This is a genomic window from Kolteria novifilia (assembly GCA_007748055.1).
GTDB classification, from domain to species: domain Bacteria; phylum Planctomycetota; class Planctomycetia; order Kolteriales; family Kolteriaceae; genus Kolteria; species Kolteria novifilia.
Window position 1 is genome coordinate 5648554 of sequence record CP036279.1, and the last position, 25684, is coordinate 5674237.

Annotated in this window: 23 protein-coding genes; 7 read left to right on the plus strand and 16 right to left on the minus strand. The window is 62.2% G+C overall.

Annotated features, from left to right (window positions below; genetic code table 11):
- Nucleotides 1-69: 69 nt before the first annotated feature.
- The 3 genes from Pan216_RS20720 to Pan216_RS20730 all read right to left on the minus strand — a co-directional run bounded on the left by Pan216_RS20720 (nt 70) and on the right by Pan216_RS20730 (nt 3647).
- On the minus strand, nt 70-573 hold the full coding sequence (locus Pan216_RS20720) for a DUF2203 family protein (protein ID WP_145260972.1): 504 nt from the start codon (nt 571-573) through the stop codon (nt 70-72).
- Between the two features lie 154 nt (nt 574-727).
- A complete protein-coding gene (locus Pan216_RS20725) occupies nt 728-2560 on the minus strand; it encodes a hypothetical protein (protein ID WP_145260974.1) in 1833 nt (610 codons plus the stop codon).
- A gap of 394 nt (nt 2561-2954) precedes the next feature.
- A complete protein-coding gene (locus tag Pan216_RS20730) occupies nt 2955-3647 on the minus strand; it encodes an SDR family oxidoreductase (protein WP_145260976.1) in 693 nt (230 codons plus the stop codon).
- A 280-nt stretch (nt 3648-3927) separates the two neighbouring features.
- Between Pan216_RS20730 and Pan216_RS20735 the strand changes: the two genes are divergently transcribed.
- Nucleotides 3928-4728: an AAA family ATPase gene (locus tag Pan216_RS20735; protein ID WP_419192792.1), complete on the plus strand. Its 801-nt coding sequence runs from the start codon at nt 3928-3930 to the stop codon at nt 4726-4728.
- Between the two features lie 62 nt (nt 4729-4790).
- Here Pan216_RS20735 and tnpC read toward each other — a convergent pair whose 3' ends face one another.
- The 3 genes from tnpC to tnpA form a co-directional block, all read right to left on the minus strand.
- A complete protein-coding gene (gene tnpC, locus Pan216_RS20740) occupies nt 4791-6476 on the minus strand; it encodes an IS66 family transposase (RefSeq protein WP_145255010.1) in 1686 nt (561 codons plus the stop codon).
- A gap of 358 nt (nt 6477-6834) precedes the next feature.
- On the minus strand, nt 6835-7230 hold the full coding sequence (gene tnpB, locus Pan216_RS20745) for an IS66 family insertion sequence element accessory protein TnpB (RefSeq protein WP_145255007.1): 396 nt from the start codon (nt 7228-7230) through the stop codon (nt 6835-6837).
- 2 nt (nt 7231-7232) lie between these two features.
- A complete protein-coding gene (gene tnpA / locus Pan216_RS20750) occupies nt 7233-7586 on the minus strand; it encodes an IS66 family insertion sequence element accessory protein TnpA (protein WP_145255004.1) in 354 nt (117 codons plus the stop codon).
- A gap of 551 nt (nt 7587-8137) precedes the next feature.
- On the opposite strand from tnpA, the gene Pan216_RS20755 reads away from it, so the two are divergent.
- From Pan216_RS20755 to Pan216_RS20775, 5 genes are all read left to right on the plus strand, one after another.
- Nucleotides 8138-8491, plus strand: a complete 354-nt coding sequence (locus tag Pan216_RS20755; protein ID WP_145260980.1) for a hypothetical protein — start codon at nt 8138-8140, stop codon at nt 8489-8491.
- A 312-nt stretch (nt 8492-8803) separates the two neighbouring features.
- Entirely contained in the window at nt 8804-9538 is a 735-nt protein-coding gene (locus Pan216_RS20760; protein WP_419192793.1) for an SGNH/GDSL hydrolase family protein, read from the plus strand.
- A gap of 175 nt (nt 9539-9713) precedes the next feature.
- A complete protein-coding gene (locus Pan216_RS20765) occupies nt 9714-10463 on the plus strand; it encodes an SGNH/GDSL hydrolase family protein (RefSeq protein WP_419192794.1) in 750 nt (249 codons plus the stop codon).
- 79 nt (nt 10464-10542) lie between these two features.
- Nucleotides 10543-11535, plus strand: coding sequence for a sugar phosphate isomerase/epimerase family protein (locus tag Pan216_RS20770; protein WP_145260984.1), 993 nt, complete (start codon nt 10543-10545; stop codon nt 11533-11535).
- 48 nt (nt 11536-11583) lie between these two features.
- Nucleotides 11584-11826: a hypothetical protein gene (locus tag Pan216_RS20775; RefSeq protein WP_145260986.1), complete on the plus strand. Its 243-nt coding sequence runs from the start codon at nt 11584-11586 to the stop codon at nt 11824-11826.
- A 134-nt stretch (nt 11827-11960) separates the two neighbouring features.
- Here Pan216_RS20775 and Pan216_RS20780 read toward each other — a convergent pair whose 3' ends face one another.
- The 10 genes from Pan216_RS20780 to gmd all read right to left on the minus strand — a co-directional run bounded on the left by Pan216_RS20780 (nt 11961) and on the right by gmd (nt 24287).
- Nucleotides 11961-12851 carry an OmpA family protein gene (locus Pan216_RS20780; RefSeq protein WP_419192795.1) on the minus strand — a complete coding sequence of 297 codons (891 nt, stop codon included), beginning with the start codon at nt 12849-12851 and terminating at the stop codon, nt 11961-11963.
- Nucleotides 12852-12969: 118 nt separating this feature from the next.
- A complete protein-coding gene (locus Pan216_RS20785; RefSeq protein WP_145260990.1) occupies nt 12970-15009 on the minus strand; it encodes a helix-turn-helix domain-containing protein in 2040 nt (679 codons plus the stop codon).
- Between the two features lie 56 nt (nt 15010-15065).
- Complete coding sequence (locus Pan216_RS20790) at nt 15066-15416, minus strand: hypothetical protein (RefSeq protein WP_145260992.1); 351 nt, start codon at nt 15414-15416, stop codon at nt 15066-15068.
- 452 nt (nt 15417-15868) lie between these two features.
- Complete coding sequence (locus tag Pan216_RS20795) at nt 15869-16888, minus strand: HEAT repeat domain-containing protein (protein ID WP_145260993.1); 1020 nt, start codon at nt 16886-16888, stop codon at nt 15869-15871.
- 147 nt (nt 16889-17035) lie between these two features.
- On the minus strand, nt 17036-17818 hold the full coding sequence (locus Pan216_RS20800; RefSeq protein WP_145260995.1) for a FliA/WhiG family RNA polymerase sigma factor: 783 nt from the start codon (nt 17816-17818) through the stop codon (nt 17036-17038).
- A 148-nt stretch (nt 17819-17966) separates the two neighbouring features.
- Nucleotides 17967-18242 (minus strand): hypothetical protein, encoded by a 276-nt coding sequence (locus tag Pan216_RS20805; protein WP_145260997.1) that lies wholly within the window; start codon nt 18240-18242, stop codon nt 17967-17969.
- Between the two features lie 671 nt (nt 18243-18913).
- The gene (locus Pan216_RS20810; RefSeq protein WP_145260999.1) at nt 18914-20077 is read right to left on the minus strand and encodes a flagellar biosynthesis protein FlhF; all 1164 of its coding nucleotides are present in this window, start codon (nt 20075-20077) and stop codon (nt 18914-18916) included.
- A 370-nt stretch (nt 20078-20447) separates the two neighbouring features.
- A complete protein-coding gene (gene flhA / locus Pan216_RS20815; protein ID WP_145261001.1) occupies nt 20448-22610 on the minus strand; it encodes a flagellar biosynthesis protein FlhA in 2163 nt (720 codons plus the stop codon).
- A gap of 195 nt (nt 22611-22805) precedes the next feature.
- Complete coding sequence (locus Pan216_RS20820) at nt 22806-23192, minus strand: STAS domain-containing protein (protein ID WP_419192796.1); 387 nt, start codon at nt 23190-23192, stop codon at nt 22806-22808.
- A 102-nt stretch (nt 23193-23294) separates the two neighbouring features.
- Nucleotides 23295-24287 carry a GDP-mannose 4,6-dehydratase gene (gmd, locus tag Pan216_RS20825; RefSeq protein WP_419192797.1) on the minus strand — a complete coding sequence of 331 codons (993 nt, stop codon included), beginning with the start codon at nt 24285-24287 and terminating at the stop codon, nt 23295-23297.
- A gap of 189 nt (nt 24288-24476) precedes the next feature.
- Here gmd and Pan216_RS20830 point away from each other — a divergent pair, with 189 nt between their 5' ends.
- Complete coding sequence (locus tag Pan216_RS20830) at nt 24477-25607, plus strand: C2 family cysteine protease (RefSeq protein ID WP_145261007.1); 1131 nt, start codon at nt 24477-24479, stop codon at nt 25605-25607.
- The last annotated feature ends 77 nt before the right edge of the window (nt 25608-25684 follow it).

A 25684-nucleotide genomic window follows, 5' to 3' on the forward strand; every position in this document is an offset into this window, starting at 1 on the left:
CTCCGTTCGGCCGGAAAAGGAGTGAAAAAGGATCAGATCCCGCTCCTATGCGGACTAATTCATACATTGTTAGACCCACTCTTCGTCCGTCAGGGACTTATCATGGCTACTTTGGGCCTCGCTGTCTAGGGCGCCGTTGGCAAACCACCGGTCAGGAATCCCATGCAGGCTCGCATCGCCTCGGAACCGCCAATGGGAAGGCCGATGTTGCCCATCATACCAAATGAAGTAGGCATCCCGCTCGTCCACGAGGCAAGGAAAGAGCATTTCGCCGCGAATCACGTCTCCGACACGAATGCCGAGGCTGCGAAACTCGCGATAGAGTTCCTTCTCGGCCAACTCCGTTCGCTCGATGTCCGCCAACATTTCGTGACGTCGGCGACGGTGCTCGTAGGTCTCGGCTCCGGCCCGGGGAAGGATACCGGAAAGTCGGCGACGCAAGAGGTCGACGCGAACCCGTTGGGCGCGAAGATCTCCCATCAATCGCTGCACGTAGGGTCGCATGGGGAGGATCTGCTCGAGATAGAAGTATCGTCGAGTAGCCTTCTTCTTGCGTCCCGCGCGCCGCTTCATCGCCGCCTTCCTTTCTTTCTACTCGTGGTCATTCGATGCTAGCACGTCGCCGAGAGGGCCGACAAGAAAAACCATTCGCTCGCCGTCCCTCGCCGTCAACCCACGCGCCAGCGTCGCTGCGAACGGAATGATCGTCACTCCCGGAGAGGACGCCCTACTCGCCTCGGATGAACGCCGCCGCGTATGACCGAACCTCTTTGCCGTTAAGGACATGGACGATCCGAAGCCGATCGATCATCCGCCCGGAGAACCGCGAGAGGGGAATATGCAAGAGCCGCTTCCCCAGCCGACGGGCCAAGCGTCGCCACGAGGCCTTGAGCGGACACGGCGCGATCACCGCCACGTGCCTCTCCCCAGAATGGAGCAGAGCCGCCGCGAGCAAACGCTCTTCCAATGTCTGTGTCCGGGGAATTCTAGGGTCAGACCAAATGTCCGGAATCATTCTTGGCGGATAGAGGAAGAAAACGCCGCCGTAATTGGCCCGTCCGATGCCCGGACCGACCAAATCGTGACGAAAATCGGTCGCGAACAAACCGATGGTCGACTCCTCGGCGTGTTCGGCGTGCCACGTCGTCCGCCAGGCGTACTTGTCCGGGTCGGCGGGGACATCGAAGAGGAAGACGACGACCTCGATCCCGCCTCGGGTGGGAGGGATCTCCTTGACGTACAGATCGCCCGAGTGCCAGTTGCGCAGCGTCTCGCGGATGTCGATGCCGTCCTTGACCGACGTGGTGAACTTCTCGCTCCGGGCCAAGTCGGCCCCGAGCAGCGCTTGGGCCTGTTCGCGGACGTGAGTGTGGAAGCTCTCGATCCGCGCGTCCTCGGCGGGCCAGGAGCACTGCCGATAGGGATCCCACATCTGCTCCCAGCGCTGCGAGGTCCGCGGAGGCGGTTCCGGCTTCAGTTCCAGGGGACGCCAGGATGAACTCGGCCCCGGGAGTCGACTAACCACCGGCAGGACCCCTTCGCCCGGCAAATCGGCCTGGTCGATCCCCATCTTCATCTTCTCGAAGGGAGCGGGCTCGAACTCGACCGGAAAGTCTCTCGCCGTTTCCAGAACGTTCAGGGCGAAGGTGTCGCCCCCGACCTGCTTCGCGGCCATGACCAGCGTGTACAAATCGGGCGTCATCCGCTTGCCCAGGAGCGTCAGGTTGCGGACGTACTGAAAGTAGATCCCCAAGAGCTTCGGCGAGAGCCAGTTCCGATTCCCTTTTCGAGCGGATTGCCAGCGGTCGCGGGCGACCAAAATCAGCTCCTTGACCCCGTCAATCGAGAGATTCTCGTCGGGATCGAGCGTGGAGCGCGCTCGTTCGTAAAGAGCGGTGACGAAGGGGAGCTCGCCGAGGAAAAAAGCGAGCGTCTCTTCCGCGACCGTAGCGATCTGCGAGGGCGTGAAGAAGGTTTCATGGTCCGGGTAGTCGCGTCGCTCCTGGTAGGCCTCTCGAATCCACGGCCAGTCCAACAGGCTCGGGAGAAAGAGAATCCGCTCGTAGTCGAGCTCGAGTCGGTGCAGTTCGAACGCCATCCGGCGGACGCGCTGATCGAGCTGGGAGTCGGCTGGGGGACGCGGCAACGCCGGCAGGATCGCCGCGGAGAATTTCTCGACGGGAACCTCTTTCAAGGCATAGGGATCGGGAAGATAGGCCGACGAGGGCTCGAACTGCGAGGTTTCCAGGTCGATGAACTCGACGGCCATCCGCTCGCGCTGGGCGAAGCGCAGCCCCGCGATGACCGGCTGGCACGGGTCGATCGGCACGTAGGAAGCGCCATTTCCCGAGGGCTCGGGCTGGATCACCGCCGTGACCGCCGGCAGGTAGTCGATCGCCTCCATCACCAGCGGAGCGAGTGTCGCCGGCAGGGGAACCGCGAGGCAGTCGTAGTCCCCGCGGAAAAGCTCCTCACGAACGCGGACCGCGACGTCGCCGCTGCCGTGCAGGACGGGGAGGACGTCGATGCGGTCGCTGTATTTCAGAAACTCGTGGACCAAGGCGGTGAACCTTCACATCGAGTCGGGGCACCTGTCGCTTCTCGTCGGCGGCAGTCGGCGAAAAACAAATTTTCGACAAAACCGTGTCCGGTTCCAAGAACGAATTCTGCTACCGGGGTGGGTGTGGAAGCCCAATGGTCGAGACGGCGGAAGTGGCATCCGGCGGCTTAGCTGATCCGTCGGCGTCTCGCAATCCCCGCAACTTGCGTTAAAGAGTCAAGGGATGCCCTCCGTCGATCTCGTCATCTTCATCTGCGCGCATCAACCGAAGGGGTTTGGCCATTCCTTCGGTTGGTAGCGTTTCTTGACGCCGAAGCTCTCCCCCACTCCAACCGAACGACGCGACCCATTCTTCGACGCACGACAACTCGCTGTCGCGGGCGACTCCCCTCGATTACTCGATCGTCAGCGGCTTGCCACTGTCGTCGGGCCCCAAGGACAGCAAGTAGGGAACCGCGGCGCGTACCCATTCCTCGGGCTTGTGGAAGTGCGCGGCGCTGTCGCCGAAATTAGTACGGAGCATTTCGGTGTTGATGATGCCGGGGTTGAGCGCGACCGCGGCCATTCCCTCGGGAAGCTCCTCCGCGAGCGAGGCGGTCAGTCCCTCCACCGCGAACTTCGAGGCGCAGTAGGGAGCGACGCCTGCCCCGGTCGTCCGCCCCCAGCCGGAGCTGAAATTGACGACAATACCGCGTCGTTGGTTGACCATCTCGGGCAAAAAATGGCGCAAGACGTAGTAGGTTCCCTTGAGATTCGTGTCGATCGTGCGGTCGAACTCGGCGTTGGGGATCTGCCAGAGGGGCGCGGAGTTGTTGATCACCGCCGCGTTGTTGATCAGGAGATCGGGCGGGCCGTGCTCGGAGATGACCGATTCGGCCCACTGCCCGACGCGGGTGTCGCTAGTGACGTCGACTTGATCGATGACGTGCGGCGGCCCGAGCATCGACCAGAGATCGGCGAGTTGTTCGGCGGAGCGGCCACAACCGAAAATCGTGTGACCGAGACGGGCGAACTCGCGCGCCATCGCCAAGCCCAACCCTCGGGTGACTCCCGTGATCACCACCCGCTTCGCCTTCGTCTCGTCCATCCTGACACCTTCTCCAGATCGTTCGTCGTCGTGGCGTCCATCTGACGACCACTTCCAACGCGGTGTTCGCGACGAGTTAGCATCCCGTCAAACCGCGTCAGGCTGTACTCCTACGGATATCGTACGCTCTCCGGCAAGGCCACGCTCGGATTCGTACCCAGGTGACCACCCGCTTTCCCGTCACGACCGGAGCGATTACCACCATCGACACGGCGGCTTGAGGGGCGTCTCTTGGTCTTTTCCGGCCCTCGGGGGTATGATGCAGGGGAAAGGCGAAGCGATGATCAAGTACCTGAAATTCAAGAACTTCAAGTCTCTCCGGGACGCGACGCTTCCCCTGGAACCCTTCACGCTCATCGTCGGCCCCAACGCCAGCGGCAAGAGCACGGCATTGGCGGGACTCAAGGCGCTCAAGAGTCCCGAAAGCCGAGCCTTCATCAACGAGACTTGCCTGAGCTTTGGGAGCGAGGAGAAGGAACTCAGCATCGAGTTTCAAGTTGAGGGTGAAACAGAACCCCGGACGCTGGATTGGCCGGTCAAGCCGACGGCGAGAGACTTCACCGCTTCGGAGCTTGGGACTCGCCAAGAGCTTTGGAAGAACATTCACCTCGCGGTGCAAGTCTACCACTTTCTTCCGGATTCCCTTTCGACGTCGTCGCCACTCGATCCGTTGTTGAAACTCGGGCCAACCGGTCAGCACTTCAGCACAGTGTTGGACCAGTTGCGAGACGATGGGCCCGAATCGTTCGAAGCGCTCAACCAAGAAGTCGCCCGGCTGTTTCCGGAGTTTGATCGAATCCTTTTTCGGACGCCAACGAAGGGAAACCGTGAGTTCCAGTTGCGGATGAAGAACGGCGGCCATGTCGTGCCAGCCCGCGATCTGTCGGAGGGAACACTTCTCGCGCTCGCCCTCGTGACCCTTTCGTACCTCCCGAACCCACCGGAGATCATCGGTCTCGAGGAGCCCGATCGTGGAATTCATCCGCGACTCTTGGGCTACGTCCGCGATTCCCTCTACCGGCTTGCGTACCCGGATGCCCTCGGCCTCGATCGAAAGCCAGTCCAAGTGATTGCAACGTGAGCGTTGCAACGGTGGCGTGTGGGGGAAGCAGGAGCCGATGACGATGGGGGACCGGTCACCGGTCAACGAGGAGTGGCTGCATGGGCGCGGCGTTGGGCACGGCGGGCGCGTTTGCGGTCGGCTCGTTGGCGAGCTTCGTCGGCGCGCTCTTGGAGACGATGCTGGGGGTGCTCGTCGATCCAACGGTCGGGTAGCAACGGAGGGAGATCCGAAGCCGGAGTGTTCGGCAGGCGGGTGTAGACATCGCGGAGGTAGGCGAATGGATCGACGTGATGGCGGTTGCAACTCTTGGTCAGGGTGAAGAAGGTGGCGGCGGTCTCTCCTCCTTGGCTGTTGCCGAAGAAGAGCCACGCCTTGCGGCCGAGGACGGCGTACTTCAGCGCCGCTTCGGTGCGGTTGTTGTCGATGGGAATCGCCCCATGGTCGAGATAGCACGCGAAGGACTGCCACCGGTTGGTCATGTAAGCGATGGCGGCGCGCAGCTTCGATTTCGGAAGTTCCCGTTCGCTTTGCTCGAGCAGCCACTGATGGAACTCGGTCACGATCGGCTTGGCGTCGCGTTGCCGCAGGGCGCCGCGTTGTGACACACTACTGTCACGGGCGCGATCTTCGATGTCGTAGAGCCGCTGGAAGTAGCCGAGGGCGGTGTGCGTCCGAACGCTCGGCGCGCTGAAGTGGATCTCCTCGAACTTGCGGCGCGCATGAGCCCAGCAACCGACGGGGACGATCCGGTCCTCCGCCGCGGCGATTCGCTCGTAGCAGGTGTAGGCGTCCGACTGCAAGTAACCCTGGAAACCGGCGAGGAACTCGTCGGGACCATCGCGGCTGCGGTCGGGCGTGAAGTGGAAGCAGTCGTAGGGATGGGCATTGTCGCCGACGGTGCTCCAGAGATAGGTCTTGGTGCAGCCAGGCGGCTCGCCCGCCAACATCTTGACCGGCGTTTCATCGCAGCCCAGCACCTCGGACTGCAACGCCAGCCGACGCATCAGTTCGACCAACGGCGCGACCGCCAAGGCCAGGGCGAAGAGCCAACGCTGTTGGGTGCCGCGGCCGATGCGGCAGCCGTGGCGAGCGAGGATGTCCTCTTGTCGGTAGTAGGGTAGATGGTCGGCGAAGCGACTGGCGGTCAGATGAGCCCAGAAGCCGGGACCGGTGTAAGCGTCGATCAACTGCGGCGGTTTCTTCGCCGTGGCGATCGTCGTCTCGCCCGATGCTTCGTCGCGAACGATCACCTCTTGGTAATGTTCGATCACATGGATCGAAGCGGGCGTGAACTCCAGTTGCTCGCTGGTCTTCTTGAAGAACCGCCGGGCGGTCGGGTCGTTCCTCAGCTCCTCGGGAATCTCTTGCTCGTCGAGTTCGTGACGGACCGTCTTGCGCGGCAGCAGGTCGGGGAAGAGACGCCGGCCGCGTCCCTTGCTCGAGCGGCGTTCTGGTGACGGTTCGTCGTCATCGCTCTCGTCGTCGTCGCCGGAGCCTGAATCGTCGTCCGCCCCGACGATTGTCGAGTCGAACAAAAGCCCCTGCTGGGAATCGTCGACGAAGCGTTCCCGCCGCCGGCCGTACAAGGTCCGCTTGAGCAAGTCGACGTCGCTCTGCAAGCGATCGATCGTCTCCTGCTGCTGAGCGATGGTCTCTTGCTGCTGGGCGATGACGGCGGCTTGCCGTCGGCGCTCCCGATCGAGTTCGAGGATCAACTCGTGGCAGGCGTCGATGTCGCGAGGGAGGTTCACGTCGAAGGCGTCCATCAAACCGATCTCAGTTGTCGCGGGGACACCCTAGCACCTCGACGCCGAAGGCGCCAGAGCAGTTTCAGCATTTTCGTCGGAATGACGAGAAAACCTGCGAGTCCGCCTCATCGCTGCCATCACCATGACATCGTTGTCGCTCGCGAAGAGAACGCCAGGGTCGATCGTCCAACGAGATTGGCAAGCGAAGAACCCTGGGTCCGAGGACAACCGAAGACAAAACTCGGTTTTGGTCGCGTGCCGTCCCATGGCTTCCAGGCTCTCGCCGCCGCGACGGGGGACTGGCGTCTCGAAGGAGCAGCGGCGCGTCCTGGCTCCGCGGAGCGGCACGCATCATTCGGGAAAGAGCGAGGGGAAGTCACGAACGACGGGACGATGACGTCGCGTCACGGTGCCGATCGGAGACTTGAAAGCGCTTGCGATGCCGGACCGAGGAAAGGTCGATGCCCTCGAGAATGAGTGACAATTGTCCGGCAGTGATCTCGAGGCCAGCCTCGTCGTCGGCCGCCTGGGCGTCGGGAAGCTGATAGCTCCCTTCTTCCAGCTGCTGATACCAAATGCAATAGCCGACGCCGCCCCAATAGAGCACCTTGAGGCGATCCCGGCGGCGATTGATGAAGACGAACAAATGGCCCGAAAGCGGATCTTGCTCGAGCACCGATTCCGCCAAGGCGATGAGCCCGTGAAAGCTCTTACGCATATCGACCGGTTCCCGGGCCAGGAAGATCCGCACCTGGTGAGGGATCGACCACATGCTCAGCCCTCCTCCACGCTATCGAGGGCGGCAAGCACTTTGCGCAACGCGTCGCTGTCGACGTGGGCCGGCGCCCGCACGATGTAGCCTCGGGGATGAACGATCTCGATCACGCTCGTCGATTCGGGAACCACCCGCAACGCGACGAACGGCGACGGACACGCCCCACCGCCATCGACCGCAGTCGACCGTTTCTCTTTTCGATCGCGTCGCTGTAGCTCACGCCGCCAGCCGTAGAACGACGCCTCCGAAATCCCTTCTTCCCGGCAGAACCTCCGAACGCCCCGCCCGCTCTCCTCTTGCCGACGAACGACCTCCCGCCAATACGCTTCCTTCTCCGCACAACGATCTCGCATCTTCCGCCTCGCGACAAACCAGGGCCAACCAACCCAAGCCTACCGCAACCGACAAGACGCCACCGTTGCTACGCTCACATTGCAACGACGCACTCGCCCTATTTCCTAGACCTATTTCGGGAGCACCCGGAAGAAGTTGTGATCGCACGCAAACAAACCAGCAACACAACCTTCGCTCGCCTTTCGGACATGAGCAACATCGAAGAGATCTTGGAGGTCGGGTCTCTTGGTGAGGTCTGGTTCAGCGGCGTCCTTGGTGGAGTCCCCTCTGGCGCATGAAGCGAGTCGCCGTCGTTTGCGAGTCAGCGACAGACGAACCTATCCTCAAACGGATCATAGATGGTCTGATTGCGGACGACGTCGAGTTCAAAGAGTCACCGGTTCGGCGACGTGCTGGTGGAGTGGGCTCCCTGCTAGCCCAACTCGAAGCGATATTTCTATCCGTGCACTTTCGCTCCGACTGCAATGGAATGGCTGTCATTTGTGATGCGGACACGTCAAAAGTCAGATGGACCGATATCAACCAAGGGGTGTCCGATCGACTGGAGCAGATGCGACAAATAGTCGCGTCAGCGAGAAAGAAACTCAACCCTGGACGTATCGGAGGCGAACTCAAGGTCGCTTTCGGAATCGCCATCCCTTGCTTGGAAGCGTGGTTGCTTTGCGGAAAAGACCACGGTGTCTCCGAACGCGCCTGGATCGAGGCGAAGAGGAACAATCGCTCCGCTCCCTATCCTGGACAGCAACTGAAACAGTTCGTCTACGGTACCGACAGACCGGCTGGCGACGTCCAGCGTGACCGTGGTGTCGAGGAAGCGACTCGCGTCGCCTCCATCCTTGATCGCCTCGAGAACGACTTCCCTATCGGGTTCGGCTCACTGGCCAAAGAGATTCGCTCTTGGTGAGTCGACGCCACCTTGAGGAACGTTGATCTCGCCCTCGACGACGGAGTCGGCTATAAGTCTCGGTTCCGACTCCCTCGAAGAACACTCACCCTTCCCGAGATTCAACCTCCGCCCGAGACCTCTTGCGGCTTCGCCGCCCCGGGAGCACAGCAACCGGGGCTACCCACTGGTGAACAGATTCACCATCAGAATTCCGGGCGCACACTTCATCTCATCGGCCTGCTTCGAACTGCCATTTTTCCGCGAAACCACTACCATACTCCGCGTGAGCTTTCCCACCGTGTCACTCCCTCCTGAATGAGGATTCCCGCCATGAATCGGTTCGCGATGTCATTGCTTGCCGGCTTTCTGTTGGCTTCGTTGGTGAGTGCCAACGATGCTGCTCCCGCGAAGAAAGCGAAGTCGAACACCACTACCGCTTCCAAGCAAGCCAGGAAGAATCCCGCCTACGCCGAGGTCGTTGACGATCCCTCGCTCCCGAGAGTCCTTCTCATCGGCGACTCGATTTCGATTGGCTACACCCTGCCCGTTCGGGAGAAGCTCATGGGCAAAGCCAACATCCACCGCATCAAAACCAACGGTGGTCCAACAACGCGGGGCGTCGCGAGCATCGACTCCTGGCTCGGCGACGGGAATTGGGACCTCATCCACTTCAACTGGGGGATCCATGACGTCGTCAAACGCGAAAAGGGCGGCCCCAACCGCGTGCCACTCAAGGAGTACACGAAGAACTTGGAGTCGCTGACCGATCGGCTCAAGGAGACCGGAGCCACGCTGGTTTGGGCGACGACGACCCCCATTCCCGACGGCGTCGTCGAACCGGTCGTCATCCTCGACTCCGATGTCCAGGCCTACAATGCGGCCGCCGCGAAGATCATGATGAAGAAGAACATCGCGACCGACGACCTCTACAGCTTCGCCAAACCGCAGTTGGAGAAGATCCAACGGAAAGCCAACGTCCACTTCACGCCGGAGGGATCGAAGGTGCTTGGCGAGCAAGTGGCCAACCACATCGAAAAGACGTTGAAGGAAGCCCGGAAGAAATAGTCGGCCGTGACTATCGGCAACGAGGGACTCCCCCCCACTCTCGATCGAAGAGCGGAACCGACCCTCGGCCCAGGTGTCCGCGGCTCGCTCCGGTCGTCCTCCTCCGGCGTGCCACTTGAGCGCCGAACCACTACGATAGGCCCCGTGGTAATTCCCCCGAACGAGGATTCCGAGCATGAACCGATTCGCGATTTCTTTGGTGGCCAGTTGCCTTGTCGTCTCCCTGGTCAGCGCCAAGGATACAAAGCCCGCCAAGAAGGCAACGTCGCGCGTCACCGGCGTCTCCAAACGTCTTCAGAAGAATCCCGCCTTCGCCGAAGTTGTCGATGATCCCTCCCTCCCCCGAGTCCTTCTCATCGGGGATTCGATTTCGATTGGCTACACGGTCCCCGTTCGCGACATGCTCAAGGGGAAGGCCAACGTCCACCGCATCATGACCAATGGTGGCCCGACGACGCGAGGGGTCGAGCAACTTGACTCCTGGATCGGCAAAGGGGACTGGGATCTCATCCACTTCAACTGGGGCCTTCACGACCTCAAGTTCATGGATGACGGCAAGAAGCAGGTCTCGCTCGAGGACTACAAGAAGAACCTGAACGAACTGACCGATCGGCTCGGCAAGACGGGAGCCATCCTGGTCTGGGCGTCGACGACTCCCGTTCCCGAGGGTAACCTCAAACCAATCCGTCACGATTCGGATGTGAAGGCCTACAACGCGGCCGCCGCCGAGATCATGAAGAAGAAGAACATCGCAACCGACGATCTCTACTCGTTCGCCAAGCCGAAGCTCGAGAAGATTCAGATCCCGGTAAACGTCCACTTCACGCCCGCCGGCTCGAAGGTGCTCGGCAAACAAGTCGCGGGGTACATCCAGAAGAAGCTCAAGGACGCTCCGAAGAAGGAGCCGGCGACGCCGGGCACCTAGCAGCCCAAGGGACACGGCGGCAGGGAACGAGTCGACTCCAACTTCCACTCATCTCTCGAGGACGAAAGCCAACAACTCCATGGGACGACTGAAGACCCTCTTTACGGGACAGTGGGGCGACATGCCCCTCGAAGAGTTGGCGGAGAAAGCGGCCAACTGGGGCTACGACGGGCTCGAACTCGCTTGTTGGGGCGATCACTTCGAGGTCTCCCGAGCGCTCGACGAACCGGAGTATTGCCAGAAGAAGCTGGACCTGCTCGAAAAGCACGGGCTCGACTGCCAGGCCATCAGCAGTCATCTCGTCGGCCAAATGGTCCTCGACCGCAATGACGAGCGAACCGACGGCTGGGTCCCCGAGGACTGCCGGGGCGACAGCGAGAAGAAGAACGCCTGGGCGATCGAGGAGATGAAGCGAACCGCGCAGGCGGCGAAGAAACTTGGCGTCCCAGTCGTCAACGGCTTCACCGGCTCGTCGATCTGGCCGCTGCTCTATTCTTTTCCCCCGGTGACTCCGGAGATGATCGACGCGGGCTTCGCCCTCTTCGCGGAGCGCTGGAACCCGATCCTCGACGTCTTCGGCGAATGCGAAGTTCGCTTCGCCCTCGAGGTCCATCCGACGGAGATCGCGTTCGACATTCCGACCGCCCGCCGCGCCCTGGCCGCGATCGAGCACCGCGAGGAGTTTGGCTTCAACTTCGACCCGAGCCACCTTCATTGGCAGGGCATCGACCCGGTGCGGTTCATCCGCGAGTTTCCCGACCGGATCTACCACGTCCACATCAAGGACGCGGCGATCACGCTCGATGGGGCCTCGGGGATTCTCTCCTCGCATCTCGACTTCGGCGACCCCAGGCGCGGTTGGGATTTCCGCAGTCCCGGGCACGGCGGCGTCGACTTCGAAGCGATCATTCGGGCGCTCAACGACATCGGCTACGAAGGGCCGTTGTCGGTCGAGTGGGAAGATTGCGGCATGGACCGCGAGTATGGCGCCGCCGACGCGGCCGAGTTCGTCGCGCGGATCGACTTCCCCTCCTCGGGGCGAAAGTTCGACGACGCGTTCAACGAGTCCTAAAGCAACGGTGTCGATCGGTGAGGACACGGATAGGGGAGACGGGGGATCATGGATTACTTGCTCGATGAAGAGCTTTGGGATGAGAAATCGACCGAGGAACTCAAGCAGGACCTGACCGATCAGTACGTGGTGGTCGACACGTCAATCGTGGATCTGGCGCGGTTCGGCAATCGCGTCGGGCGGATCGTCACCGTCAATGAGAACCGAATGGCCCTCGTCGACTTTCGGGACGGCCCCTGGTACGACATTCCGATCAAGCACCTGAAGATCGCGAAGAAGCCGACGAGCTAGGCGAGTCTCTCCTCGTCAATGGACGCCGCTCTTGTCCCCCTTGTCATTGAATCTTCGTGTCCCCCCTTGGACAAGGGGGAGCGATCGGAGTATCGCTTGGACGACGGGGAGCGTGAAGAAAGTCGCTCGGTCGTCTACTTGCGTTTCTCGGCCGGGGGATCGGGGGGCATGATGTAGACCTCGACGCGGGCGTTGGTCGCGTCTCCCTTTTTCGATTCGCGATCGACGAGCGGTTGTTGACTGCCGTAGCTGACGATGCCGAGCCGATCGGGAGCCATCCCGACCTCTTCCATGTACTGTTGGATCGCAATCGCCTGGTGAGCGGCCAAGTGCCAGTCGGTCGGATGTTGACTGGCGACGTCACCGTGGGCATCTTGCTCGGTCGCGGTGTGGGCGACGACCAAGAGCGTCAACTCCTTCGCGGCTGGCAGGTTCAAGATCGCCACCAACTCCCCGAGCGAGGCTTGGGCCTCGTTGGTGAGCCGATCCCCTTCCTTATGAAACGCCGCCCGGCTGGGAATTCGGCAGACCCGTTCCTTCGGGTCGAAGGTCACGTCGCGATACTTCTTCCCGAACTTGTTGAGCGCGTTCTCTACTTCCGGCGGGATTTCGAAGGGGACGGCCTGCGAATGGCTGACCGGACGGACACTCGGGTCGCCGGCACTGCGCATCACGACGCCGGTCATCTCATTTTGTAGGCGCTTGTTCTGGTCGGTGAGGTTGGCGACGCGCCGTTCGAGGATGTCCTGGACGTCGCGCTGGGCCTCAAGTCGGCGTTCGAGCTTCTGCTTGAGTTGGGCGTCGGCGAGCGATTCGCTTTCGAGGCGATCGATTTCCCGGCCAGCGGCATCGAGACGACGCTCGAGATCGGTGTGGGCGAAGGTCGAGCGATTGGGTTTCTGGGCACTGGAACAGCCGAGCGTGGAGAGAGCTAGACCGGCCCCGAGGAGGATAACCCAAGAACGCCGCTTCGCGAACGCCAGTTTCTCGGGTTGAGCGGTTCTCCGGGTCACGATCCGATCCATCGAACGTTCCCTCTGCCTGGCCAACATCGCTCGGCGACACATGAGCGAAAGGGCGTCCGCGGAAGGGACGCCCCACGACAACCGGACGTTCCGTCGTCCAGCATGATAATCGACGGCGTTACGACTTGCCGAAGACGCTGCCCACCATCTCGATCACCGAGCCGTCAATAGCGTATGGCTCCTGATAAGACCAGGCGCTCCGCATCAATTCGAAGGACATTATGCCGGCGATGCACATGGGAACGATGGTAAAGGCGAGAAGAAAGACGGTCCACGAAGGCCAGGGAGCACTCGCGGCCGCCGGAGCGACCATCACTTCGTCCTCTTCCTCGTAGTCCTCTTCGTCCTCGTACTCCTCCTCTTCCTCGTCCTCGTCGACGTCTTCCTCGACCGCCGCGAAGTCGTCCTCGTCCTCGTCGATCGCGACGACTTCGCTCCCCGACTCCTCGTCCTCCTCGTCGGCCGACTCGTCGATGGCAAGTTCGAAGTCGCCCTCTTCTCCCGCGGCGATCTCCTCTTCCTCTTCTTCCTCCGCCTCGAGGTCGACGTCACTGTCGCCGGCCAGCGCGGGGGAGGAATCGTCCTCCTTGAACCCAACTTCGAATTCGTCGGAGGAGAATGACTCTTCTCCCGAGTCCTCGAGGTTCAAGTCGAACTCGCTGTCGCTGACACTCTCGTCACCCAGTCCCACTCCGCTATCGATCGGCGAGGAGAGGTTGATCCCGCTTTCCGGGCCGCGGGCGGTGATCTCGTCGTCGTCATCCCCGAAGATGTCGTCATCCTCGTCGAGATCGAGAGCGTCGGTGTGACTGGCGTCGGGATTGACGTCGACCGCTTGCGTGTGATCGTCGTCGGAGAGGTCGCTGAGGTCCGAATCGGAGAGATCGGTCGTCGCGGAATCGCCCTTGCCGGACAACCGGAAGCCCGAATCGACATCCGTGAGCTCGAAATCGTCGTCGCCGACACCCTGTTCGTCGCCCTTCTTGGCGATCATCGTCGGCATCTCGTCGAGCGTGCCGCCGGCGGCCCCGAGGTCGATCGCGCTGTCGTCCCTCTTCATCTTCTTGGACGAGCCGCGGGTGATCTGCGTCTCCATTTCGGCGAGCCGGTCCGACGGCATCCCGGCCAAGTCGATGCTCGACTCGCCGGGGACGGGCTGGGCGCCCAGGTCGATCTTTGAATCGCCTTCGCTGTCGAGCGGACCACCCACGTCGATGCGCGAGTCGCCCGGGGTGTCGAACGTGGTCTCGCCAACCGGCGGCTTATCGGTGTCGCCTCCCGCGGTCGCGTCGGCATCGACGACGAAGTCGAGGTCGTCATTGGAGGGAATGCCGGGGCCCTGGCTGACGGCGGTGTCGGCGGGGACATCCATCGGGGGCTCCGAACCGCTCACGTCGCGAAGGTCGACCTCGTCGTTGAGCGAGAAGTCGAGATTGCCCGACGAGTCACCGGCGGGCTTGTCCATCCCGATGGCCGTGTCGCCCATCGGGATGTCGGTGGTCGGATGGGCGGCGTCGCCGTGCAAGTCATCGTCGACGGCGAAGTCGATCTTGCTGGAGGAGTCGCCCCCCCGGGAGGTGGAGCCGACCGCGGTGTCGCCGGGCATCGGCGCGCCCGCTTTGTTCGCGGCATCGTGCAGATCCATCTCGTCGTCGTCGGAGAGCGTAAAGTCGAGATTGTCCGTCGAGGAATCGCCCGAGTTGGAGCCCGACCCGACGTCGGTGTCCCCGGCTTGGTTCTCGGAACCGGCGGCGTCACCGGAGAGAACGTCGCCCTCGTCGTCGATCGCGCCGGCGGCCAGTTCGACGCTGTCGACTTGATCGGGGCCTTCCCCACCGAGCGGCGTCTCCTCGGTCTCGCCGGCAAGGAAACCACCGTTGCTCCCACCGGCGAGTTCTTCGTCGGTGGCGAAGAGCAAGTCGTCGCCGCTGGAACCGTCGTCGCTGATGTCGGCGAAAATGCTGCTGTCGGCGTCGTCGGGAAGACCGCCATGGGCGTCGAGGGAGACGGAGTAGGCATCGAGGTCGGATTGACGGAACTTCAATCCACCCTCATCGCTGACGCTCGCGATCTCGCCTCGGGCCACGAGTCCTTCGAGATCGCTGACAGAGATGCCGAGTGCACGCGCCGCTTCTTCGAGGGTGAGAAATTCCGCCATGGGGTGGCTCTCCTTCCACTGGCCAATGATGACCGAACCACCCCGACAGCTCCGCGTCAGCGCGGTCGCACGAGTCTCTCGATCTCGGCAACAGTCGGTGGTTCGTTGTTGAATTCAGCTAACTGCTGATCGGCGCCGAAGTGACGGACCGCCGCCAATTTCAACTTCTTGGTTTTCGAGTCGAACGAATAGACGCAAAGGGACTGCCGCGGCTGATCAATCAGGTATAACAGTTGCGAACCTGACTGGTTCGGCGATAGAAGGGCGACGATTCCCTTCTGCTCCGCGGGGAGAACACTCGAAGCCTGTGCGTAAGCGTCACCAGGCTGAGCGATCCACCAACCGACGCTGCCGATGAGTACCCCCGACAGCAACGCCCCAACCAGCGCCCATTTCGTCTGTTTCATGGTCGAATCCATTCCAACATGCCCATCGTCCCTGACGGCGCCCACCTCGAACACGTGAGGTCACAACCTCTTTGGTGAGCCAACGGTGCGAGCAACAGACCGCAATTGCGCCATCATAGCGTCCGTCCATTGCCCTCATTGGGACTATACCCGACCCCTGAAAGGCCGGCAAGCGAAGTTGAACGCGGGCAGGGGCATTCTGAGGAGACTGGAGAGGTTGTAGCGGTTGGTCCTGGTGAGGTGCCCATTTGGGCGGTTGGAAAGGGGTGAATACGAGTCTGCCGCCGGCAGGTCGTCATCTGATCGAGTGGTCCGTCGACGTCGATGGGCTGGGAATCGCGGCTCCCCTCCTGTGCCGCCATTAGGCGATAGCCTGATCTGCGGATGGCCTGACGCTCAGCGTCGTCAGACCATCGGGAGGATCATCCCAGAGAAGGTGACGGTGAACCGGGCTAGCGGCGGAGCGTGGACTCTTCGCCCGATGAGACAGCCGACGCGTCGGACGCGGGCGCGGTACCGTCGGCGGGCTGAACCGCTTGCGCGGACCGGGGCATGCCCCCGAAGGCCGCCGGTGGAGGCGGCGCTCCCGGCGAGGCGTCTGCGACGTTCTGGCGACTTGTCGCGGCAGGGCTCTTCTTGGTGCGCGCGGCGAAGGGAATTCGTCGCGACTTCTGAGCCACCTGCGTCGTCGCCGACGCGGTGCTCTCCGCTTCCGGCGCCCCCGCGAGATGCTCGCTCCAAGCGGCGTAGTCGACGCCGTGATCGACCGAGTGCCGGTCGGTCAGTGCCTCGGCCGCGCACTTGGTGATCGTGATGTCGCGATCCCGCAAGCACTCGACCAGGTAGCGATCGGTCCCAGGCTCCTCGACTTCGGTAAGGCACTCGGTGGCGGTGATCCGGACATCGAGATTATCGTCGCTGGCGGCGACCCGACCGAGCAAGTCGACCGTTCCGGTCCCGTGATTCTTCACCAGCGCGTGGCAGGCGGAGCGACGAACTTCCGCGTCGACGTCGTACGCCGCCTCCATGATCGCGGCGCGAGCGTCGGCATGATCGTAGCTGCCGAGAGAGGTGACCGCTTCGGCGCGGGCGAGGGCCGCGGTTTCGGTCCGGGCGACCTTGATCAGCAGAAGCATCGAGAGCTCTTGCTGCGTCGGGGTCATTCCCTTGGTCTCCGCGAGATCGCGGATCGCCTCAAGACGCTCCCGCGGATCGTCGCCGTCGCGAAGGACCTCGATCGGTTCCTTCTTCTCGTGAAAGCTGGGAAGGCTAAACGAAAAGCTCGGAATCTTCGTGACGATGCCACGATTCTGGCCTGACGAGCAGCCGACGAGGACACATCCGAGACAGACGTTGACCAAGGCGCGCGTGAAGCGGCGATAGCGATCGCGTTGGCGGCGCCGTCCGCGCGCCGACCGACCCGAGGAGGGCGGAACGAGGCACCAGGCCCAACGTTGCAGAGGGGGAATCATGGAGCGGCCTCCGTCTGGAGGGGCCGTTCGGCGATCTCATCCTAGGTGCGAAATCTTGTTGGCTCGAGGTCCGACGACCCAGCCCAGGTCCTGTCTGTCTTGAGCGACCTGGGAACAACGACGTCCCAGGCCGCGGTTGCTCTCGGGTTACTCGACGCTGAATTCCCGACGCCGTTTCTGAAGGTGCGCCTTTAGCCGGGAAACGATGCTGGAGTGCATCTGGCTGACGCGCGACTCGGATAGATCGAGGGTGATGCCGATCTCCTTCATCGTCATCTCTTCGTAGTAGTAGAGGATGATGATGAGGCGCTCGTTGCGATTGAGCCCCTTGGTGACCAACCGCATGAGGTCCCGACGCTGCATGCGTTCGGTCGGGTCCTCGCCCTTCTTGTCCTCGAGGATGTCGATTTCACGAACATCCTTGTAACCGTCGGTCTCGTACCACTTCTTGTTGAGACTGACCAGACCGACCGCGTTGGCGTCGGCGGTGAGCTTCTCGTACTCCTTGATGGAGATCTCGAGCTTCTCCGCCATCTCGTGATCGTGGGGCGGGCGCCCCAGAGCGACTTCGAGCTCCTTGCGGACCGCCTCGAGTTTGCTGGCGCGGTTGCGGACCAGACGCGGTACCCAGTCCATGCAACGCAGCTCGTCGAGCATCGCGCCACGAATTCGCGGCACGCAGTAGGTCTCGAACTTGACCCCTCGCTCGGTGTCGAAGGCATCGATCGCGTCCATGAGTCCAAAGACTCCCGCCGACATCAAATCGTCGAGCTCGACCCCTTCGGGTAATCGCGACCAAATCCGTTCCGCGTTGTATTTGACCAGAGGTAGATAGTTCTCCATCAGTCGGTTGCGAAGCTCGACCGTCGGTTCACTGCGGTGGTCCCGCCAAAGTCGTTCGACGGACTCTGCATCCAGCTTCGTTGCCATTGATCCTCCGTGATTCCAGCGAAGCCGAAGGGTCGCGTCCGGGTCGCAGCAGCGGAAAGCGAACGTCAACACTCGACGTTCCGCGTTCCAAGGGCCATCGGTCAATCCATCCCCCGAGGGATTGCCGGCGGTTCGATCAGGTACCCGCCTAGGCGGCAGTTTCGCTCGCGGAAGAGGACGTTTGATCCGCTCCACCTACCCGCTCCTCACCTTCCGGTTGGGGCAACGGTGTTCGGGGAACGAACGTCTCTTCCACCACCTGCTTAACCACAAGGCCGACGATGAAGCCGAGGCCCCCCGCGATCACATACGCCAGAAGAGCCTGACGCATGCAGGACGCGAAGTCCCGTCCCTCGTAGATCCCTTGGAAGCAGATCGTGGCAAATCCGATCAGCGCCCAAATGGCGGCCAATCGTAGCGACACTGCGTTGGCACCTTTCGATGACTGCTACCCGTACGCCTCCTTTCGACTCCTCTACCCCCGTCCCTGATGGGTAGACACCTCGTCCTTCGACATTATCGACGACTCGATGCCCACTCCATCAGCGTTTTCCGACAGCTTTCTCCACGAATCGCTTCCTCTGACCCGTGACATCATTACCCCCGTGTCACGCATCGAAGCGGACTCGTCGATCAACTGTCCGTCCCACCCGCGACCACACGTGATCGCGGCCATTTTCCTGCTGCCAGCTCTCGTTGCCCAAGCCGCCGGCGGGTGCCGTCGACTCGAGTTTCCTTCGCTCCCGTGGGAGCCTCTTGTGTCTTGTCTCGTCGTGCGGTGGATCTCGATCCCACCACGGGAGATCGCCACTCTCCCCTCGTCAGGCAATGGCCTGACCTACGTAGGGTGGGTCTTGACCCACCCCTTGCGTTTGCCCTTCGTCCCAAGCCCGAGCGTCCGCCTCTTGCCCCCATCTCCCCGTTCTTGTCCCCCTCTCCCCGTGGGAGAGGGGTTAGGGGTGAGGGGGTTCGTCTTCGCGAATCACCCTCGATGCTCTGAACCGCAATCCCCTCACCCGGCTCAATTCGTTCGCCGACCTCTCCCCCCAGGGAGAGGTGATGAATCCCTGACACTCCGAAGCCGGACCGATCCCGTCAGGCTATGGCCTGTCGTACTGTCTTCGCAGCTCCAACACCTGGGCGATGCGTTCCCTTCTCTCCCGGCCGCCCGATCGCATCGATGCCCATCGCCAACTCCGCGAGCCGCGCGGCATCGGCGGGCTCGATGTCGTCGGGGACATCCTGGCCGGAGGTCATGTAACTGATCGGGCAAGGTAAGATGCCCGCGATCCCCGCGAGCGCTCCTTTGCCCGGCAACTCGTCGAGCTTGGTTAGAAGCACACGATCGCAACTCAGGACCGAAAAGCTCTCGACGATCGCTTTCAAGCTGCTGTCACGGGTATTCGCGGGAAGCACCAAGTGGGTCTCGATCCCCCCCTTGAGGTACGTCGCGAGTTCGTGGGCCCGCTGATGATCCGAAGCGCTTCGCCCCGCCGTGTCGATCAGCACCAAGTCGACCGAGACCAACTCCTCGAGCACCGTTCGAAGTTGCTTGGGCGAACTGGCGGAACGAAACTCGATGCCGAGAATCTCCGCGTAGGTTCGCAACTGCTCGGTGGCCGCAATGCGATACGAGTCGATCGTGACCAACGCGGCGCTCCGGCCTTGGCCGACACAGGCGCGAGCCGCGAGCTTCGCGATCGAGGTCGTCTTGCCACTTCCGGTTGGCCCCACCAGCGCCACCACCGGCGAATGGAACGCCCCCTCGAGCGACGGAGCGACCTCGAACCGGTCCGTGAAAAACCGCGTCGTCGCTTCGCGGACGAGGATGTCGTCAATGGGACCGGGGTCGATGTGTTCTTGGTCGAGGAAGGTGATCAGGGATCGGATGATGTCGTCGGGCGTCTCGACCCGTCGAAGGTGAGACACGAGGGAGAACCAGGGCTTGGGAAACTCGGTCGGCGTGAAGCGTTGGAGCTGATCGAGCATCTGGGTCATCGCGTCGAGGCGTTCCTGGAGCGACGAGACGACTTGCGGCTCGGCTCCGCGCGGATCGGAGGCGGGCACCAGTCGTGGAGCGATCTGCGTCTCCATCACGGCCGTGATCTCCACTGCGCCCCCTTTGCGACCAACGACGCCTTGCCCGGGAAGTTGCCGAGTCCGCAGGATCACGGCGTCCGGACCGAGCTCTCGCCGGACCTTGGCCAGTGCTTGCTGCATCGTTTCGGCATGAAACGTTTTTGGCGACGCGCCACTCATACGCGAACCCTGTCAACACCACGCACGCCCTGGGCGCGCACCCCCGTCGTTCGGTGACGATCGGCCCACCGGGGACCGAGAGTCTCCCTTCAACGATCCGTTCTCGTCCTAGGTGATGGCGCAGTCCCGACGTGAGTCGGCCGAAACCGACTCCCCCGTCGCCAGGATGCATTCTCTCAAGGTGGATGATTCAAGTGACTGGAGCTTCGTCAAACGCTTGCGTTCGCCCGATCGGCATCCAGCCCAATTGCACCGGCCGACAAGCGGCCAGTCTGTTCCCAACCGCCGACAAGCGGCCAGTCTGTTCCCAACCGCCGACAAGCGGCCGGTGGAACCCGTTGTTCCCTCTTTGACGCGCCAGGCGTCGGAGCTACCTTGCCGCCCCCGCGGTGGCGGACGCCATCTTGCGATTGCCCGTTTGGTAGCTCGCCACGCCGACGACCTCGATCTTCGTATCGCGCGTCACTTCGTTGTAACTGAGCACGATCAAGTTCGGGATCATCTGCAACGTCATCTGTTTCAGCGCCGTTCGGATCTGCGGGACCACGAGCAGGACCGCGGGGCGATTCTGTTCGAGCAGCTTGCGCACCTGCTCGAAGATCGCGCGACCAATCCCCTCCATCGCCACCGGCGAGAGTCGCACCGTGGTGCGGTCGGTCTGGTCGATCCCGGCGGCAATCATGTCCTCCAGGGCCGGCTCGAGCGAAACCACCCGCAGGACGCGATCCTGGTCGCGATACTGCTGGCAGATCCATCGCGAGAGCCGATGCCTCACGTATTCGGTCAGAATCTCCGGATCCTTCGTCCGGGCCGCGTAGTCGCCGAGCGTCTCGAGAATCGTCTCCATGTCGCGAATGCTGATCCCTTCCCGAAGCAAGTTCTGCAGCACCCGCTGAACATCGCCCATCTTGAGCATGTCGGGGATGACTTCCGCCACCACCGCGGGAGAAGTCTCCTTGACCACCTCGACCAGCGACGCGACGCGATCACGGTTGAGCAATTCCGCGGCGGTGCGCTTGATTGTGTCGGTCAAGTGGGTCGTCACGACGTTGGACGCCTCGATCACCGTGTAGCCGAGCATCTCGGCCCGTTCGCGTTGACTCGGATCGATCCAATAAGCGGTCTGCTCGAAGATCGGATCGGTCGTCTTGATTCCTTGGAGCTTGCCGGTGGTGATGCCGGTGTCGATCGCCATGAAGTGTCCCGGATAGGCGGTCGCACGCGAGATCACGCTTCCTTTCAGCTTCACCTGATAGTCGTTGGGCGGCAAGTTCGGGTTATCCCGCAGCCGCACCCCGGGGAGAATGATGCCCAACTCACTCGCGAGTTGCTTGCGAATGAGCACGATTCTCTCCTCCAAATCACCGCCCTTGCGTTTGTCCGCCAGCGGGATCAACGCGTAGCCGACCTCGAGTTCGAGGATGTCTAGGCGGAGGGCGTCTTCAGGACGCTCTTGCTTGCGCGGCGCTGGCGCCTCTTTCTTGCGATCATCCTCTTCGGCCTTTTTGGTGTCTTCACGCCGTTTTTCCTCCTTGAGAAAGTTCGCCGCGAAGAAGCAGGCCGCGGAAAGCGCTCCCAAGGGAAGCCAAGGCAATCCCGTTCCCAAAATCGGTCCCGACGCGGCCATCGCCGCCAAGAACAACCCCGCGGCGATCAGCGCCAGGTTGTTCGACAGCAAGACCTGCCGGCCAATCAACTTGCCCAGATCGACCTCGGTCGATTGGCGCGTCACCAGCATGCCCGCCGCGATCGAAAGCAGCGTCGCGGGGACTTGGCTGACCAGACCGTCACCGATCGTCAAGATCGTGAAGATCTGCGCCGCGTCGGCGACCGGCATGCCGTACTGCAGCGTTCCGATCAACAGGCCGCCGATGATGTTGATGATCGTGATGATGATCGACGCCACCGCGTCGCCGCGGACGAACTTGCCGGCACCATCCATCGAGCCGTAGAAGTCCGCCTGCTGCGTGATCTCGTCGCGTCGTCGTTTCGCCTCCCGTTCGTCAATGATCCCGGCGTTGAGGTCGGCGTCGATCGCCATCTGGCGACCGGGCATTCCATCAAGCGCGAATCGCGCCGCCACTTCCGAAGTCCGCACCGAACCGCGGTTGATGACGACGAACTGCACCACCACCACGATGGTGAAGATGACAATCCCCAGGATGATGTTGCCGCCGGCAACAAAGTTCCCGAAGGCCTGAATCACGCTCCCGGCCGCGAGACTTCCATCGGCGGCGGCGTTGCTCATGATCAACCGCGTTGTCGCGATGTTCAGCACGAGCCGAAAGAGCGTCGTCGCCAACAGGACCGTCGGAAAGACCGTGAACTCCGTCGGGGACTTCACCGTCACCGTCGCCATCAAAATCAACACCGACACCGTGATGCTGATCGAAAGCAGGACGTCCATGAACGCCGGCGGCAGGGGTATGAACAGAATCGCCAGCGAGCCGAGCAGCGTCAGGGGAAACACGAGTCCCTGATTCGCCTCGACAAAGCCGATCAATCCCGTTCGCAGTTGCGAACCGGCCGACATGGTCGTCCTCTCGTCCCAAGTTGTCGCTAAGTGTCGGGCGGGGCCATAGCACCATCGCGATCGCGTGTCTAGGTCAACTTCCCGCCACTTCTTGAGCGGAAATCGCCGACAACCTCAACCCGATGCGCCTTTCGGCACACAGACCGTTCTTCCAACGGTCCCAAGGAAGTTTAGACCGGGATTGGCACTCGAACGTCAATTGACGGAACCTTGCGTTCCCGAATCGTCGCTGGGGGACGTGGGAGCCGTCTGGAAGGCGCGTACCGCCGCTTCCCGCGTTGGAAGGACTTCCAATGTCGAATCCAGTCGCATGGTTTTCAAGACGAGACGAATGCTATCGGACGCGTTGCAGAGCTTGACGTCGCCGCCCAACTCGCGACATCGCTTCATGAAGAGCAGCACCCCGCCGATGCCCGAACTGGCGAAGAACGAAATCCGCATCATGTCGAGGACAAGATTGGGACAACGCTTGATCTCGTCGAAGACAATCAGACGAAACTCATCGAACGCGGCGATCTTGAGTCCATCTTCCGGGACTTCGATCACCACCGCGCCTTCGTGTCGTTCGATCCTCGTCTCCAACGATCCGCTCCCAGCATGAGAATGACGCCGTGCGATCCCCTACCCTACCACAACCACTCGTGGGGAGCACCTGAAGCCGGGGGGACCGCATGGTTCCCCTCCTCAGCCGGGCGAGACGGCATTGGTGAGTTGGCGACGGTAGAGTTCCAGATCGGCGTCGACCATCATGTTGACCAGGCCGGGAAAACCGACCTCCGCGTTCCAGCCAAGCACCTCGCGAGCCCTCGTCGGATCGGCGATCAAGGTGTCGACTTCCGCCGGCCGCAGCAACTCAGGATCGATCACCAGATGCTTTGCCGGATCGAGTTCGGCGCGGGCGAACGCGAGATCGACGAACTCCTTGACCGAATGGCTCACCCCCGTCCCGATGACGAAATCCTCCGGCTCGTCCCGCTGTAGCATCATCCACATCGCTCGCACGTAGTCCCCGGCGAAGCCCCAATCCCGATGGGCCTCGAGGTTACCGAGCCGTAGTTCATCCTGGAGTCCCAGCTTGATCCGAGCGACGGCGTTGGAGATCTTCCGGGTCACGAACTCGCGTCCTCGACGCGGCGACTCGTGATTGAAGAGAATGCCGCTGACGCAAAACATGTCGTAGCTCTCGCGGTAGTTCACCGTGATCCAATGCCCGTAGACCTTGGCGACGCCGTAGGGACTCCGCGGATAGAAGGGCGTCGACTCCCGTTGCGGAGTCTCGCGCGTGCGGCCGAACATCTCACTGGAGGAGGCTTGGTAGAAGCGAATCCGGTCGGCGCCAACGGAGCGGATCGCCTCGAGCATCCGCGTCACTCCCGCCGCGGTGAACTCGGCGGTGAGCATCGGCTGCGACCAACTCGCGGGCACGAAACTCTGGGCGGCGAGATTGTAAACCTCATCCGGTTCCGACTCCTCGACCGAGCGGATCAGGGAGTACTGGTCGAGCAAGTCGGCCTGGTGGATCGTGATCCGATCGCGAAAGTGGTCGATGCGATCGAAGCGGTCGGTGCTCGATCGGCGAATCACGCCGTGAACCTCGTACCCCTTCTCCAAGAGAAACTCGGCCAAGTACGATCCGTCTTGGCCCGTAATGCCCGTGATCAGCGCCTTTTTGGTCATCAATCTTCACCTGATGCTCGCCGGATGTTGCTCGCCCTTCTTTTTACGGAGAACCGAAGACTAAGGTAATCGACAACTGGAGCGAGCGGACCTCCCTTCGTAAGCATCTACCTCGGTGCTCCCTGGTGATCCAAGGTCCAGCCCAGAGCTGACCTCGTTCCCCCCAGCCCCTTTGACACGAGGAGTCCGATGAACGCCGTCCTGTCCATCGTTTGCGAGCTCTGCCTCACGACGGTGCTCGCCCCCGCCCCGATGCGGCTTCCCGACGCTCGCCCCGAGAAGGCCCCTCCCTTCAGCGACGTCGTCCGCGAGCACTTCAAGACCTGGGATCAGACCGGTCGAGGTTACCTCACCGCCGAGGAGGTTCACCACCTGGTCAGAAATCTCTCGGTCACGGGACCGGCCGCGGCCGTCATCGCGACCCTCCACCACTACGAGCGGATCCATCGCAAGAACCTCGTGCGCTTCTCCGAACAATTCCTGCTCAGCGTCAACAACGAGAACGCCACCCAGGAGACCGATCGGAAGCTCCGCCTCTTCCTGCGAACGCGCTATTGGCACTACTTCAACCAAATCGAACAAACGCCTCGTCAGCTCTTCGTCGGCGACGCACCGAGTCTCGACGGCATCCACCAAGGCGCCGTCGGCGACTGCTTCGTCATCGCCCCGATCGGGTCGGCGGTCGCCCGCAATCCCGAGGAGGTTCGGCGCTGGTTTCACCCCTTGCCCGACGGCGGTTGCGAACTCGTCTTCCCCCAGCGTCGCGTTCGGGTCCCGCGACTCTCCGACGCGGAAATCGCCCTGACCTCCTCCGCGGGAAGCCAGGGAATGTGGCTCAAGGTCCTCGAGACGGGAGTCGGTCTCACCGAGGTGCGATCGGGATTCGAACGCTCCGACGAGTCCGGCGAGGATGCCGTCGACCACGGCGGATCGGCGCGGGAAACCTATCGCCTCCTCACCGGACGGTCCTTCGGTCGCGTCGACCTGATGAAGACCCGCGAACCGGAACGAATCGGGGAGCTGATCTCCCAGTCCCTGCGCGAGGGTCGACTTGTCGGCACCGGCACCGACCGAACTCGGCGGGCCAACCACGTGCCGACCAATCACGACTACGCGATCATCGGCTACGACGCCGAACGCCGCCTGGTGCACCTGTGGAACCCCTGGGGGAACCGCGTCTCCACTCAAGGAATGCCCGGCATCGAGAATGGCTTCCCCACCGAGGGAGGTAAGTTCTCCGTCCCTCTCAACGACTTCGTTCGCATCTTCCGCGCCGTGGTCTACGAGACCAGGGAAGAGGCACGCCGCGAGCAGTCCTGACTAGTTCGTTCACTGTCCCAAGAGTCTCTCGGGTGTCATACCAACGCTCGTCGTGGGCATGCGCGGGTGCCCCCAAC

Excerpts from the sequence above, each read along its gene's own strand:
- Pan216_RS20720 (WP_145260972.1), bottom strand. The coding sequence starts at position 573 with ATGAAGCGGCGCGCGGGACGCAAGAAGAAGGCTACTCGACGATACTTC.
- Pan216_RS20730 (WP_145260976.1), bottom strand. The coding sequence starts at position 3,647 with ATGGACGAGACGAAGGCGAAGCGGGTGGTGATCACGGGAGTCACCCGA.
- Pan216_RS20735 (WP_419192792.1), top strand. The coding sequence starts at position 3,928 with ATGATCAAGTACCTGAAATTCAAGAACTTCAAGTCTCTCCGGGACGCG.
- tnpC (WP_145255010.1), bottom strand. The coding sequence starts at position 6,476 with ATGGACGCCTTCGACGTGAACCTCCCTCGCGACATCGACGCCTGCCAC.
- tnpB (WP_145255007.1), bottom strand. The coding sequence starts at position 7,230 with ATGTGGTCGATCCCTCACCAGGTGCGGATCTTCCTGGCCCGGGAACCG.
- tnpA (WP_145255004.1), bottom strand. The coding sequence starts at position 7,586 with ATGCGAGATCGTTGTGCGGAGAAGGAAGCGTATTGGCGGGAGGTCGTT.
- Pan216_RS20755 (WP_145260980.1), top strand. The coding sequence starts at position 8,138 with ATGCGACAAATAGTCGCGTCAGCGAGAAAGAAACTCAACCCTGGACGT.
- Pan216_RS20760 (WP_419192793.1), top strand. The coding sequence starts at position 8,804 with ATGAATCGGTTCGCGATGTCATTGCTTGCCGGCTTTCTGTTGGCTTCG.
- Pan216_RS20765 (WP_419192794.1), top strand. The coding sequence starts at position 9,714 with ATGAACCGATTCGCGATTTCTTTGGTGGCCAGTTGCCTTGTCGTCTCC.
- Pan216_RS20770 (WP_145260984.1), top strand. The coding sequence starts at position 10,543 with ATGGGACGACTGAAGACCCTCTTTACGGGACAGTGGGGCGACATGCCC.
- Pan216_RS20775 (WP_145260986.1), top strand. The coding sequence starts at position 11,584 with ATGGATTACTTGCTCGATGAAGAGCTTTGGGATGAGAAATCGACCGAG.
- Pan216_RS20780 (WP_419192795.1), bottom strand. The coding sequence starts at position 12,851 with ATGGATCGGATCGTGACCCGGAGAACCGCTCAACCCGAGAAACTGGCG.
- Pan216_RS20785 (WP_145260990.1), bottom strand. The coding sequence starts at position 15,009 with ATGGCGGAATTTCTCACCCTCGAAGAAGCGGCGCGTGCACTCGGCATC.
- Pan216_RS20790 (WP_145260992.1), bottom strand. The coding sequence starts at position 15,416 with ATGAAACAGACGAAATGGGCGCTGGTTGGGGCGTTGCTGTCGGGGGTA.
- Pan216_RS20795 (WP_145260993.1), bottom strand. The coding sequence starts at position 16,888 with ATGATTCCCCCTCTGCAACGTTGGGCCTGGTGCCTCGTTCCGCCCTCC.
- Pan216_RS20800 (WP_145260995.1), bottom strand. The coding sequence starts at position 17,818 with ATGGCAACGAAGCTGGATGCAGAGTCCGTCGAACGACTTTGGCGGGAC.
- Pan216_RS20810 (WP_145260999.1), bottom strand. The coding sequence starts at position 20,077 with ATGAGTGGCGCGTCGCCAAAAACGTTTCATGCCGAAACGATGCAGCAA.
- flhA (WP_145261001.1), bottom strand. The coding sequence starts at position 22,610 with ATGTCGGCCGGTTCGCAACTGCGAACGGGATTGATCGGCTTTGTCGAG.
- gmd (WP_419192797.1), bottom strand. The coding sequence starts at position 24,287 with ATGACCAAAAAGGCGCTGATCACGGGCATTACGGGCCAAGACGGATCG.
- Pan216_RS20830 (WP_145261007.1), top strand. The coding sequence starts at position 24,477 with ATGAACGCCGTCCTGTCCATCGTTTGCGAGCTCTGCCTCACGACGGTG.